This is a genomic window from Rathayibacter sp. AY1B6 (assembly GCF_002932755.1).
GTDB lineage: Bacteria > Actinomycetota > Actinomycetes > Actinomycetales > Microbacteriaceae > Rathayibacter.
Genome location: NZ_PSWL01000005.1, coordinates 86,147 through 98,522, shown reverse-complemented (window position 1 = coordinate 98,522; position 12,376 = coordinate 86,147). Strand labels below are relative to the sequence as shown.

Here is a 12,376-nt window from a genome sequence, read left to right as displayed (position 1 = left end):
CGAAGGTGCGAGAGACGTCGCGCAGGCTGAGCAGGGGAACCGGATCACTCACGACAGCAGCACGGGGTCGCCGACCTCGAGCTCCCCGTCCGCCACAGCAGCCCAGCCGCCGCCGGAGCGCTGCACCGTGATCGGCACGCGTTCCGGAGCAGGGGCGCCGTCGGAGCGGCGTTGCACGTAGTCGCCCTCTGCATCGCGCCGGACAGCGATCAGCGGCACGGCCAATGCTTCCTCATCGACGCCGCCGCTGAGCACGGAGACCGAGGTCCCCGGGCCGAGATCGGCGAGAGCCGGTTCGGTGCAGGCCAGGACGACATCACGTCCAGCCAGCCTGCCTTCGCCGGCATCACTGAACGCGCCGATGGACGCTACTGTCACCGGAAGGTCCTGGATACCAGCTCGAGCCGTCATCGAGGCGCCGACGGTGAATCGCGCCGCAGTCGCGACGTCGGCGCGGAGATTGATCGTCTTCGGTCCGGTGCGGATGCTGATGAGCGGCGTGTCTGAACCGAGCACCGTTCCCACCCCGGCTGCCGACACGACAGTGCCCTCAGCGGAACCGGTGCCGAGGATCTGGTTCGCGGGAATGAACGACGTCTTCTTCCCATCCGAAGCGACGGCCTCCGGGAGGACGAGGTCGTGTTCGTCGAAGAGGCCACTCACAGCGTCGAGCGTGGCCCAGTCGATCGATCCGCTCTCCTCGATATCGGCGCCCGTCGTGTTCAGGGCGCGCTGCAGAGCAATGACGTCGTCCCCTCGGTCGTCGGCGCGAAGATCCCGGTAGAGCGGCAGCGGCCCGGTCAGAACGAAGTAGGGCACGCCGGCGACGAGCGCGACCAGGTCGCCCGAGGACACAGGCTCGCCCGTGGTCAGTGCCTGGCGAGTGACGACAGGAACACCGGGCAGTGATCGGGCGATGACCGGAACCGCAGGGCTCTCGACGATCGTTCCCGGGAAGGAGGAGCGGGAGTCGACGACCCGCCGCTCGACCATCGCCGTCACCTCGATCCGCTCCTGTGTCGAGACAAGGGCGTCCCGCTCGGGCGCGTGAACGGACAGTCCAGCAGCGAACGACGCGCCTGATGCGAGGGTCAGTACTGCTGCGAGGACGGCGATCCGCCAGGGATGCCGGAACCGTCGGAGTGTTGTCGTCGCGTCAGCCATGTGCGGCTACGTAGGCTCGAAGCCCGGCGAGCCGGTCCTGGTTCCGTGTCTTGATCCGGTTCAGTGCGGCCTGGTTCTGCTTGATGAGTGGCGCCTGGTACGACGCCTCGAGATCGCTGAGGATCTGCGAGAGTCCGGTTTCGGTGTTGCACTGCGCCTCAAGCGATGCGACGCGTATCTCCTCCTCTCTGTCAGGAGAAGAGCCGTCCGGTCTTATGCTGATGACGAGTCCCTCACCCTGTTCCGAGTTCCAGCCGCCGCCACTCGTACGCGGAGACAGGCCGAGGCTTCGAAGGCACTGCGACCATTCGTCCCGAGCATTCTGCCATCCGGCATCCGATGCGGCCGCGTTGTACGAATCGGTCCGGATGCGGGCGACGAGCGAATCGACCGACTCCTCGTTCGTCGGGATCAGTGCAGCGAGTTCGTCGTCTTCGTCGGTCGAGCAGTCATCGACCGCCGACTCCCAGCCGGGTCCTCCGGCCTGCGCGTCGGCTTTCTTCGCAGCGTCGACTATGGAGGGTGCGTAGCCGTAGCAGTATGCGCGAGCTCGGTCCTCGTCCCACAGTCCGTACGTTCGATCACCGGTCCCGTGCTGGGGGTCCTCTTCGACGGCAGCAGCCGTGTACTGCAGACCTCGTCGACTCATGCACTTCGCTGTGCTGATGTCGAAAGCGCGGTCGACGAGGAGCCCCACGCTGTCCGAGTCGAAAGGGTCGTACTCATCGAGAGGCAGCACGATCTCGCCGGTCGTGTGGTCGAGGAGTGCCCGGGCGGTCACGTCCTGCTCCCGCTCCACCGGCATCGATGAACAGGAACCCAGGGCGAGCGCCAGACCGAGACCGAGGAAGGAGGAGGGGGCGAGATGCCCCCGTGACTTCATACCGTTCCGTGCTTCGGTGTCGGGTTGAATCATGAGGAGTCCTTCTTTCGTTCTCTTATGTGATTCGGAGTTCCGCTTTCCGCCGAGAGTGGTCGGACGCGGTCGACGCGAGGAGGATCACTGCTGCGGGCGTCGCGACTCTCCGGGCTGCTGAAGCCTCCGGAGGGTGAGGGGTCCGTCAGCCATGCGCGGCCACGTAGTCGCGGAGTGCGGCGAGTCGCTCCTGGTTGCGGGTCTTGATCTCGTTGAGTGCGGCCTGGTTCTGCGCGATGAGGGGCGCCTGGTACGACGCCTCGAGGTCGCCTAGGGTCTGCGAGAGACCGGTCTCGGTGTTGCAGTGCGCCTCGACCGTCGCGAGGCGGATCTCCTCCTCCGAGTTCGAGGAGGCGCCGTCGGCACCCGTCCGCACCGCGTCCTCCTGCTCCACACCCCACTCGGACGAGCCGGAGCGAGGTGTCAGTCCGGCGTCCCGAACGCAGCTCGCCCAGGCGTCGCGGGCCGTCTGCCAGAGCGGATCCGCCCGGGCGGCACTGTAAGCCTCGGTCGCGATCCGAGAGACGGAGGAGTCGGTGCTCTCATCGTTCCCGGGCAGGATCGCCATGAGCGCCGGGTCGGTCTCCTCCTCGCACCTGCCGACCGCCGTCGTCCACGCCTCCCCGCCAGCGGCCGCGTCCGCCGCCTTCGCGGCGCTGACCCGGGACGGTGCGAAGCCGAATCCCCACCGGCGGGCGCGTTCCTCGTCCCACAGACCGTAGGTCCGGTCGCCGCCGCTGTGCTCCGGATCCTCTTCGACCGACGCCGCTGAATAGGCGAAGCCCTGCCCCGCCATGCAGCGTGCAGTCACGGTGTCGAGGGCGCGGTTCCCGATCGCCGCGTTCGCGTCGTCACCGTAGTAGTCGTACTCCTCCAGGGGCAGAACGATCCGGCCGGTGGTGCTGTCGAGCAGAGCGTGAGCCGTCGAGTCCTTGTCCAGCGGAGCACTCGTGCATCCACCGAGCAGGACGAGAGCGGGGGTGATGGCCGCGAGAGCCGCGATCCCACGGGTCGTGGAGCGATGGCTGGAGTGTCGTCGGGTCATGTCCGAAGCCGTTTCTGTGAGGGATGGGGAGCTCGTGGCCGGGGGCTCGGGCGGGTCCGAGCGAGGAGAGCCGTCGCGGTGCAGGTGCGTCGACCGTGGTCTGCTACTCCCAGCTGCTGATCCTGTCGTTCCAGCTCTCGTTCCAGCCGAGGTCCGTGGAGATCGACTGGAGGTCGTTGTAGTCGCCCATCAGGCGAACCGACCGTCCGCGACGATCGGCATGCTCGTAGTAGCGACGAGAGTCGCGGTTCCTGATGGAGGACGCCATGTCGTTGGCACCTTCTCCGACGTAGGCCGTGTCGTACCCACCGTCATGCGCCCGACCCTCGTAGTTCCTGTGCTCGTAGATCGTCGCCGCGCTCGCAGCCTGAGCGCCGCTCAGCGCGACCACTCCTGCGGCGGCGAGTGCGAGGACGGTCGTGGTGGTCCTCCTCATGGTTCTGTCCTTCCCTGCTGTCCCGTCGCCGGGACATCTCCGTCTCGACGGCGTGCACTTTTCTCCTTGGAAGAGCTCTGCGCGCTGGACCATCATGAGGGAAGCACGCTTTTCCGTCGCGGCGCTGGCGCGCCGGGTCGACTCCATCACGGTGCTGCCTCCCCGATGCTCACTGAAACGTCCCGGTCACCGGCCTTTTCGCGGACCGGGTGGTGCTGGTGAGGGTGGCGCGGGCCGTCGGCGATCACCGATCGCGCCTCGCCGGACGGCCGTCGTCGTCGCCCTGGTCGGTGCGGGCGCCTCGCTCGCCGTGCACGCTGCGACCGGGGCGGGCGGGATCGCGGCCGCGACCATCGGTGCGCTCGTCGTGGGCTTGGCCGGCTCGTGGGCCGGCTCCTGCGGGTGACCCGCGTCCGCTCGATCCTTCTCCTCGAGCGGCGGGTGCCGGAGGACGGGCTCGCCGACGCGGACCGCGAGCTCGCCGACGCCTCCGAGCGGGCGCGCATCGCCCGGGACGTGCACGACGTGATGGCGCAATCGCTCTCGATCGTCCTGGCCCAGGCGAACGGTGCCGAGCGGCTCGTGCGCGCCGAGCCCGACCGGGCGCAGGAGTCGCTGCGGGCGATCGCGGAGGTGGCCCGCACGTCGCTGGTCGAGGTGCGCCTCGTGATCGAATCGCTCGGCACCGGCCCCGACGCGGTCGATCAGCCCGGCCTCGACTCCCTCCCGCAGCTCGTCGGCCGATTCCGCTCCGCCGGGCTCGCCGCGGCGCTCGACGAGCAGGGCGATCGTGCCGTGCTCTCGCCGGCTCAGCAGCTCGCGGTGTACCGGATCCTGCAGGAGGCGCTCACCAATGCGCTCCGCCACAGCGGCGCCGCCCCGAATGCGGAGGTGCGCCTCGTCTGGGAGGAGTGCGCGCTGCTGCTCGAGGTCGCGTCGCACGGTCGCTCCGGAGCGGAGTCGAGCGGGTCGGGCCGCGGGGTCGTCGGCATGCGGGAGCGGGCCGAGCTCGCCGGCGGCTGGCTGACCGCGGAGGAGGACGGCGGCGGATTCCGCGTCACCGCGTCGATCCCGGCGCGCGTGCTCGAGGGTGCAGCGTGATCCGCGTCGCTGTCGCGGACGACCACGTCCTGTTCTGCTCCGGGCTCTGGATGCTCCTCGACGCGGAGCCGGGGCTCGAGTTCGCCGGAGCCGCGCACGACGGCGAGGCGGCCGTCGAGCTCGTGCGGCGCGAGGCTCCCGACGTGCTCCTGCTCGACGTGCGCATGCCGCTGCTCGACGGCATCTCGGCGATGCGGAGGATCGCCCGCGATCCCGACGTCGCTACGAGGGTGATCATCCTGACCACGCATCAGCACGACAGCGCCGTCGCCGAGTCGCTGGCGGCCGGAGCGGCGGGTTTCCTGATGAAGGACGCGACGACCGAGCTGCTGCTGAGCACCGTGCGCGCGGTCGCCGCGGGGCGGACGGTGGTGGCCGGCGGTGGCCGGCACGCCCCGCTCCGCGACTACACGGCGTCGGCGGTGCCCGCCCGTCCGGAGGTGCTCGACGTGCTCTCGGCTCGCGAGAAGGAGGTGTTCACCTCGGCAGCGCAGGGGCGGAGCATCGCCGAGATCGCGGCCGCGGCCCACCTCAGCGAGTCCACCGTCAAGAGCCCTGTCTCGAGCATCCTCGCGAAGCTCGGTCTCGCCTCCAGACTGCAGCTCGTCGCCTTCGCGCACCGCCACGGCCTGGCCTGAACCGCGGCGCCTCCTCCGCTGAGGTGCCCGGGGTCGAGGCGCCTCCGCCCTGTGGTGTTTCGCTGAAGGCAGGGCTGTCTCGATCCGCCGCCGGTTCGTCCTGGCGTCGAGGCGCCGCCCCCTCCGCCGGGACGCCGCTGACACGGAGGTGTCTCGGCGGATACGGGGCTGTCTCGCCGGCCGCCGGTGCGCGGCTCCGTCGAGACGCCCCCGCGGCGCCGACCCGCCCGGGCCGTCCCACATCCGGGGCACGGCAGGCTGTACGGATGAGCGCGCCTGGAACCACCGACCCCCTCGACCGCGTCCGCGTGCGCGGCGCCCGCGAGAACAACCTCCGGAGCATCGATGTCGACGTGCCGCGCGACGCCCTCGTCGCCTTCACGGGCGTCTCCGGATCGGGCAAGAGCTCGCTCGCCTTCGGCACGCTCTACGCGGAGGCGCAGCGCCGCTACTTCGAGTCTGTCGCCCCTTACGCGCGGCGGCTGATCGACCAGGTCGGCGTGCCGGACGTCGACTCGATCGAGGGCCTGCCTCCGGCCGTCGCCCTCCCGCAGCGGCGCTCCGGCGGCTCGGCCCGCTCCACGGTCGGCAGCGCGACGACGCTCTCGAGCGTGGTGCGGATGGTGTTCTCGCGCATCGGCGCCTACCCCGAGGGCGCGCCGATGCTGCTCGCGGAGGACTTCTCCGCCAACACCGTGCAGGGCGCGTGCCCGAGCTGCCACGGCATCGGCCGGGTCTACGACGTCCCCGACGAGCTGATGGTGCCGGACGACTCCCTCTCGATCCGCGACGGAGCGCTCGCCGCCTGGCCGACCGCCTGGCACGGCAAGCAGCTGCGCGACAGCCTGATCTCGCTCGGCCACGACATCGACGCTCCGTGGCGCGACCTGCCCGCCGAGGACCGCGACTGGATCCTGCACACGCCCGACTCCCCGCAGGTGCCCGTCTGGACCGACCGCTCGCCCGCGGAGGTGCGCGCCTCCGTCGCCGCCGGGGACGAGCCGCGCTACATGAGCACGTTCCTCGGGGTGCGCCGCTACGTGCTCGACACCTTCGCCGGCTCGAAGAGCGCCCGGATGCGCGAGCGGGCGGCCTCGTTCGTCGTCAGCGTCGCCTGCCCGGTGTGCGGCGGGCGGAGGCTGAAGCCCGACGCGCTCGCCGTCACGTTCGAGGGGCTCGACATCACGGAGCTGTCGGCCCTGCCCCTCGAGGAGCTGGTCGTGCTCGCCCGGCGCGTGCTCGAGCCCGGGTGGACCCCGGCCGACGGCGCTCCGCAGACCCGCCTGGCCGCGCAGCGGCTGGTCGAGGACCTCGTCGGCCGCCTCGCTCCGATCGTCGACCTGGGCCTCGGCCACCTCTCGCTCGACCGCTCCACGCCGACGCTCTCCTCGGGGGAGCTCCAGCGGATGCGACTCGCGACGCAGGTGCTCTCGCGCCTCTTCGGCGTCGTCTTCGTGCTCGACGAGCCGTCGACGGGCCTGCACCCCGCCGACACGGAGGCGCTGCTGGGCATCCTGCGGACCCTGCGGGCGACCGGCAACACCGTCTTCTTCGTCGAGCACTCCCTCGACGTCATCCGCGAGGCCGACTGGATCGTCGACATCGGCCCGGGCGCGGGGTCCGGCGGCGGCACCGTCGTCTACTCCGGCCCGCTCGACGGCCTGCCGAGCGCCCGCGGCTCCGTCACCCGCCGCTACCTCTTCCCCGAGGGCGACCCGGCGCCGCTGCGCTCCCGCCGCACCGCGGAGCAGTGGATCGACCTCGCCGGAGTCTCGCGGCACACCCTCGACGACCTCTCCGTCGCGTTCCCGGTCGGGGTGCTCACCGCGGTCACCGGCGTCTCCGGATCGGGCAAGTCGACGCTCGTGAACCAGGCGCTGCCCGATCTGCTGCGCGCCTCGCTCCGCGCCGACGTCGCCGAGGACGCGCCGGCCGAGGAGGGCGGGGAGGCGGACCCGCTGCTCGACGCGGCCGCGGCGGCGACTCGCGGCACCGCCTCCGGGCCCGCGGACCGCCTGCGCCGGGTGGTGCAGGTGACCCAGACCCCGATCGGCCGGACCTCGCGCTCGAACGTCGCGACCTACACGGGGCTGTTCGACCGGGTGCGGACGCTGTTCGCGGCCACCCCGGAGGCCAAGCGCCGCCGCTTCTCGGCGAGCCGCTTCTCCTTCAACCTGCCCAGCGGGCGCTGCCCCGTCTGCAAGGGCGAGGGCTCCGTGGAGGTGGAGCTGCTGTTCCTCCCGACCGTCGAGGCGCCCTGCACGGCGTGCGGCGGGACGCGGTACAACGACGAGACCCTCGAGGTCACCCTGGGCGGCCGGACGATCGCCGACGTCCTCGCGCTGAGCGTCGCCGATGCGCGCGAGGCCTTCGCCGAGGACCGCGAGGTCGCCCGCCACCTCGACGCGCTGGTGGACGTGGGGCTCGGCTACGTCTCGCTCGGCCAGCCGGCGCCCGAGCTGTCCGGGGGAGAGGCGCAGCGGGTGAAGCTCGCCTCGGAGCTGCGCCGCGCCCAGCGCGGGGACACGCTGTACCTGCTCGACGAGCCGACCTCGGGCCTGCATCCTGCTGACGCCGACCGCCTGCTCGAGCACCTGCAGCACCTGGTCGACGCGGGCAACACGGTGATCGTGGTCGAGCACGACATGCGCGTCGTCGCCGACGCGGACTGGGTCGTGGACCTCGGCCCGGGGGCGGGCCGGGCCGGCGGCTCGGTGGTCGCGACGGGCACTCCGGAGGAGGTCGCGGAGGCCGCGGGAAGCCGGACCGCTCCGTACCTCCGGGCGGCTCTGGACCGGCGCCGCTGAGAGCTCGAGAGCCTGTCGGTCCTCTCACCGAAACCTCACCGAAAGCTCTTGTTAACGGTAACATTCGAGGCGGCCCGCCCCCCTGGGCCGGATTTCTCAACGACGAGAGGCCTCACGAATGAGACGACGACTCCCCCTGGCCACCGTGGCGGTGATGGCGCTGACGGCGGGTCTCCTGTCGGTCGGCCCCACGGCCCAGGCCGCCCCCACCACCTCCCTCGACGGCGCGAAGGTGCTCGAGCTCCCGTTCGACGGCTCGCTCGCCGACACCAGCGGGCGCGGGACCGCTCTCGGGATGCAGAAGGGCACCGCCTCCTACGGCACCGGCCTGAACGGCGGGGCGTTCGAGTTCACGGGATCGAACGCGATCTCGCTCGGCACCGCGGCGGCGCTGCAGCCCGCCGATCTCACCGTCTCGTTCTGGTACAAGCCGACCAGCGCGATGACCGGTGAGCAGGTCTTCACCTGGAACAAGACCGCCTACAACTCCGACGGCTGGTACCTCACGTCCGAGGGCGACGGCACTCCGCTCGCCCTCTCGATCGGCCCGTCCGGCGGGCAGCCGTACAAGGTCGCCGTCGAGACCGCCCGCTCCGGCTTCTTCCCCGCCGGCGAGTGGACGCACGTGGTCGCCACGTACGACAAGAGCACCAAGGCCGTCGCCTTCTACCGCAACGGAGTGAAGCAGACCGCCGTCGTCAAGACCGCGCCGTCCTCCTCCGCGTCCGGCGTCCTCGGCTCCGAGAGCACCTCGACGAAGACCCTCGGCTTCAACGGCCCCCAGTACAACGGCGCGCACCTGCGCGGCCTGCTCGACGACTACGCGCTCTACAACGGCGTCGCGACCACCACCGACGTCGTCGCGCTGACGAAGGCCGGGAACCCCTCCTTCGATCCGGCGAGCATCGCCCGGGCCGACCTCGAGCTGGTCGCCCCGCCCACGAGCACCAGCACCGGCTTCACCCTGCCCACCGTCGGCGCGAAGGGGTCCGCCCTCAGCTGGAGCTCCTCCGACCCGGCGACCGTCGCGATCAGCGGAGGCACGGCCGCGGTCACGCCGCCCACCGGCTCCGCGAAGACGGTCGTGCTCACCGGCTCCGCCACCTACGGCGGCAGCGCGGCTGTCACGAAGACCTACACTCTCCAGGTGCAGCCCCGGGGAGTGAAGACGTCGAACTACCTGCTGGAGGCAGGCCTGTCCGACGTCTCCGTGCAGGACCCCTACCTCGAGAACGGGGAGCAGCAGACCGTCGAGTACCTGCTGAGCCTCGACCCCGAGATGTTCCTCTACTCCTTCTACCGCGAGGCCGGGCTCACCCCGACCACCAGCGGCGGATACGGGGGCTGGGAGCGCGAGAACGGCACCCGGTTCCAGGGCCACTTCTTCGGCCACTACCTCTCGGCGCTCTCGCAGGCCTACGCGACCGAGGAGGACGCGGCCACCAAGGCGGCTCTGCTCGCGAAGCTGACCGCCTCCGTCGACGGCCTGAAGAAGGTCCAGGACGCCTACGCGCTGAAGGACCCGGCGAACGCCGGCTACGTCTCGCCGTTCCCGACCCGCTACCTCCCCTCGGGCGGCGACGGCCTGCTCGTCCCCTTCTACAACCTGCACAAGGTGCTCGCGGGCCTCCTCGACGCCCACGACCAGGCGCCCGACGCCGTCTCGCAGAAGGCGCTCACCGTCGCCGGCGGCTTCGGCAGCTGGATCACCACCTGGGCGGGCCGCCAGGCGAACCCCGGTCAGCTCCTGAACACGGAGTACGGCGGAATGAACGAGGCGCTCTACCGCCTGTACGAGACCACGCACGACCCGGCGCACAAGCGCGCGGCCGAGTACTTCGACGAGACCGCGCTGTTCCAGAAGCTCGCGAACAACGAGGACATCCTCAACGGGCTCCACGCGAACACGACCATCCCGAAGCTGATCGGCGCGCTGAAGCGCTACCGCGTCTTCACCGACGACCCGGCGCTCTACGCCACGCTCACCGCCACGGAGAAGTCGGACCTGGACATGTACCGCCGTGCCGCCGAGAACTTCTGGCGCATGGTCGACGAGACCCACACCTACGCCAACGGCGGCAACAGCCAGTCCGAGCACTTCCACGCACCCGGCACCCTGTACGAGTACGCCACGAACGGCCAGACCACCGGCTACGGCGAGAACTCGACCTCCGAGGGCTGCAACATCTACAACATGCTCAAGCTCACCCGGGCGCTGTTCCAGGTGACCGAGGACGTGAAGTACGCCGACTTCTACGAGGAGACGTTCATCAACGGCGTCCTCTCGGTGCAGAACCCGGACACCGGCATGGTGACCTACTTCCAGCCGCAGACCGCGGGCTACGCCAAGGTCTTCGGGCACGAGCTCGACGAGTTCTGGTGCGACCACGGCTCGGGCATCGAGAGCTTCACCAAGCTCGGCGACTCGATCTACTTCGAGAAGCCGAAGACCGTCTTCGTGAACCAGTTCCGCTCCTCGGTCCTCCGCTCCTCCGCGAACAACCTCCGGCTGACCCAGACGGCGGACATCCCGAGCACGGACACGGCGACCCTGAGGGTCGAAGCGCTGGCCGGAGGAGCCGTGTCCGCGGACACGACCCTGAAGCTGCGCGTGCCGTCCTGGATCGACGGAGCGCCGACGCTCACCGTGAACGGTGCCGTCCGTGCCGTCACGGCCCAGGCCGGATACGTCTCGGTCGCCGTCGCCGCCGGTGACGTGCTGACCTGGAAGCTGCCCGCCGCGGTCAGCGCGGTCGCGGACACGGAGAACCCCGACTGGACCGCGTTCCGCTACGGACCGGTGCTGCTGGCGACCGAGCTCAACCGCTCGAACGTCGAGGCGTCCTACGTCGCCGGCGTCCTGGTGCGCATGGGCACGGCCGACAAGTCCGTGAACTCGAACGTCGTCGTCGCGGACTCCGCGGCCTGGAAGTCCGCGGTCCGCGGCAACCTGGTCCGCCTGCCCGACGGCGCGGACGGCAACGGCCGCACGACGATGCGCTTCGGCATGAAGAACGTCGACGCCGCGTCCGCCGCCCGGGTGTTCACTCCGTACTACAGCCTGTACAACGCCCGCTACGCGACCTACATGACCCTGATCGAGCCCGACTCGGCCGCGGCCCAGGCGCTGATCCGGACGCAGAAGGAGCAGCTGCGCGTCGACGAGACGACGATCGACTCCCTCACCTCCTTCGACAACAACAACAGCGAGGCCGACAAGAACTACAAGACCGCGCGGTCCTCGGTGGGGACCTGGCGCGGCGAGGGGTACCGCGACGGCGAGCGCTCGGCGGAGGCGTACTTCCAGTACGACATGATCGTCGACCCGGCTCTGCCGGCGAACTACCTCGGGGTCCGCTACTACGGCGGCGACGCGGGACGCACCTTCGACGTCTACCTCAACGACGTGAAGCTCAAGACCGAGGTGGTCTCGGGAGCGGGCGGAGCGACGAGCTGGTACGTCCAGTACGACCGGATCCCGGCGTCGATCCTCAGCGGTCTCGCCGCGAAGGACAGCTACAAGCGCGACCAGAGCGGGAAGTACGTGCTCGACGCGAAGGGGCAGAAGATCCCCGTCGTCACGGTGCGCTTCCAGGGCACCGGATCCAGCTACGTCGGCGGTGTCTTCGGGGTCTACACGACCGAGTCGACCACCTACGCCGCGGACCCGGAGCTGACGAAGCTCTCCTCCGACGTCGGGACGCTCTCGCCGGCTCTCGCCGCCGGGGTCAGGGACCACACGCTCACGGTGCCGGCCGGCACGACGAGCGTCTCGCTCGACCTCGACCCGGCCGTGCCCAGCGGCCTGGTGAAGGTCGACGGCGTGCTGATCGACGACACCGTCCGCCGCACCGTGCCGCTCGCGGCCTCGGGGACGACGAGCGTGGTCGTCGAGTCGTCGGCGCAGGACCACACGACGACAGCGACCTACCGCCTCTCCATCGTCCGCGCCTCCGCGGCGACGGTACCGACGACCGTGGCGGCCATCAGCCGCTGCGTGGCGGGCAAGGTCGTGGTGACGGTCACCGCTCGGAACGATGCGAAGGTCCCGGCGGGGATCACCCTCGGCTCCGCCTGGGGCTCGAAGGCGTTCACCGGGATCGCTCCCGGGTCGAGCGCCTCGCACGCCTTCACCACCCGCGCCGCCTCGGTGGCCGCGGGCTCGGCGACGGTGACCGCGACGGCGACCGTGGACGGAGCATCGGTGACCACCACGAAGCAGGCCGCGTACTCCGCTCTCACCTGCAGGTGACGTGACGACGACGGCCG

The 12,376-nt window shown here is 70.6% G+C and carries 8 protein-coding genes; 4 read left to right on the top strand and 4 right to left on the bottom strand.

The features are described from left to right. Positions 1-48: 48 nt before the first annotated feature. The 4 genes from C5D08_RS03930 to C5D08_RS03915 form a co-directional block, all read right to left on the bottom strand. On the bottom strand, positions 49-1,164 hold the full coding sequence (locus tag C5D08_RS03930) for a hypothetical protein (RefSeq protein ID WP_146086136.1): 1,116 nt from the start codon (positions 1,162-1,164) through the stop codon (positions 49-51). After that, positions 1,157-2,080, bottom strand: coding sequence for a hypothetical protein (locus tag C5D08_RS03925; protein ID WP_146086137.1), 924 nt, complete (start codon positions 2,078-2,080; stop codon positions 1,157-1,159). Before C5D08_RS03925 ends, C5D08_RS03930 begins: the two co-directional genes overlap by 8 nt. Positions 2,081-2,225: 145 nt before the next feature. Further along, positions 2,226-3,125 carry a hypothetical protein gene (locus C5D08_RS03920; protein ID WP_104275919.1) on the bottom strand — a complete coding sequence of 300 codons (900 nt, stop codon included), beginning with the start codon at positions 3,123-3,125 and terminating at the stop codon, positions 2,226-2,228. Positions 3,126-3,228: 103 nt separating this feature from the next. Further along, positions 3,229-3,561 carry a peptidase inhibitor family I36 protein gene (locus tag C5D08_RS03915; RefSeq protein WP_104275918.1) on the bottom strand — a complete coding sequence of 111 codons (333 nt, stop codon included), beginning with the start codon at positions 3,559-3,561 and terminating at the stop codon, positions 3,229-3,231. Positions 3,562-3,963: 402 nt separating this feature from the next. Here C5D08_RS03915 and C5D08_RS03910 point away from each other — a divergent pair, with 402 nt between their 5' ends. The 4 genes from C5D08_RS03910 (at position 3,964) to C5D08_RS03895 (ending at position 12,359) form a co-directional block, all read left to right on the top strand. Continuing rightward, positions 3,964-4,662: a sensor histidine kinase gene (locus tag C5D08_RS03910; protein ID WP_146086138.1), complete on the top strand. Its 699-nt coding sequence runs from the start codon at positions 3,964-3,966 to the stop codon at positions 4,660-4,662. Further along, positions 4,659-5,300, top strand: coding sequence for a response regulator transcription factor (locus C5D08_RS03905; protein ID WP_104275916.1), 642 nt, complete (start codon positions 4,659-4,661; stop codon positions 5,298-5,300). Before C5D08_RS03910 ends, C5D08_RS03905 begins: the two co-directional genes overlap by 4 nt. Before the next feature lie 266 nt (positions 5,301-5,566). Continuing rightward, positions 5,567-8,107 (top strand): excinuclease ABC subunit UvrA, encoded by a 2,541-nt coding sequence (locus tag C5D08_RS03900; RefSeq protein ID WP_104275915.1) that lies wholly within the window; start codon positions 5,567-5,569, stop codon positions 8,105-8,107. Positions 8,108-8,225: 118 nt separating this feature from the next. After that, positions 8,226-12,359, top strand: coding sequence for a beta-L-arabinofuranosidase domain-containing protein (locus C5D08_RS03895; RefSeq protein WP_104275914.1), 4,134 nt, complete (start codon positions 8,226-8,228; stop codon positions 12,357-12,359). The last annotated feature ends 17 nt before the right edge of the window (positions 12,360-12,376 follow it).

Coding starts and splice junctions, on each gene's coding strand:
- C5D08_RS03920 (WP_104275919.1), bottom strand. CDS start 3,125: ATGACCCGACGACACTCCAGCCATCGCTCCACGACCCGTGGGATCGCG.
- C5D08_RS03930 (WP_146086136.1), bottom strand. CDS start 1,164: ATGGCTGACGCGACGACAACACTCCGACGGTTCCGGCATCCCTGGCGG.
- C5D08_RS03925 (WP_146086137.1), bottom strand. CDS start 2,080: ATGATTCAACCCGACACCGAAGCACGGAACGGTATGAAGTCACGGGGG.
- C5D08_RS03895 (WP_104275914.1), top strand. CDS start 8,226: ATGAGACGACGACTCCCCCTGGCCACCGTGGCGGTGATGGCGCTGACG.
- C5D08_RS03900 (WP_104275915.1), top strand. CDS start 5,567: ATGAGCGCGCCTGGAACCACCGACCCCCTCGACCGCGTCCGCGTGCGC.
- C5D08_RS03915 (WP_104275918.1), bottom strand. CDS start 3,561: ATGAGGAGGACCACCACGACCGTCCTCGCACTCGCCGCCGCAGGAGTG.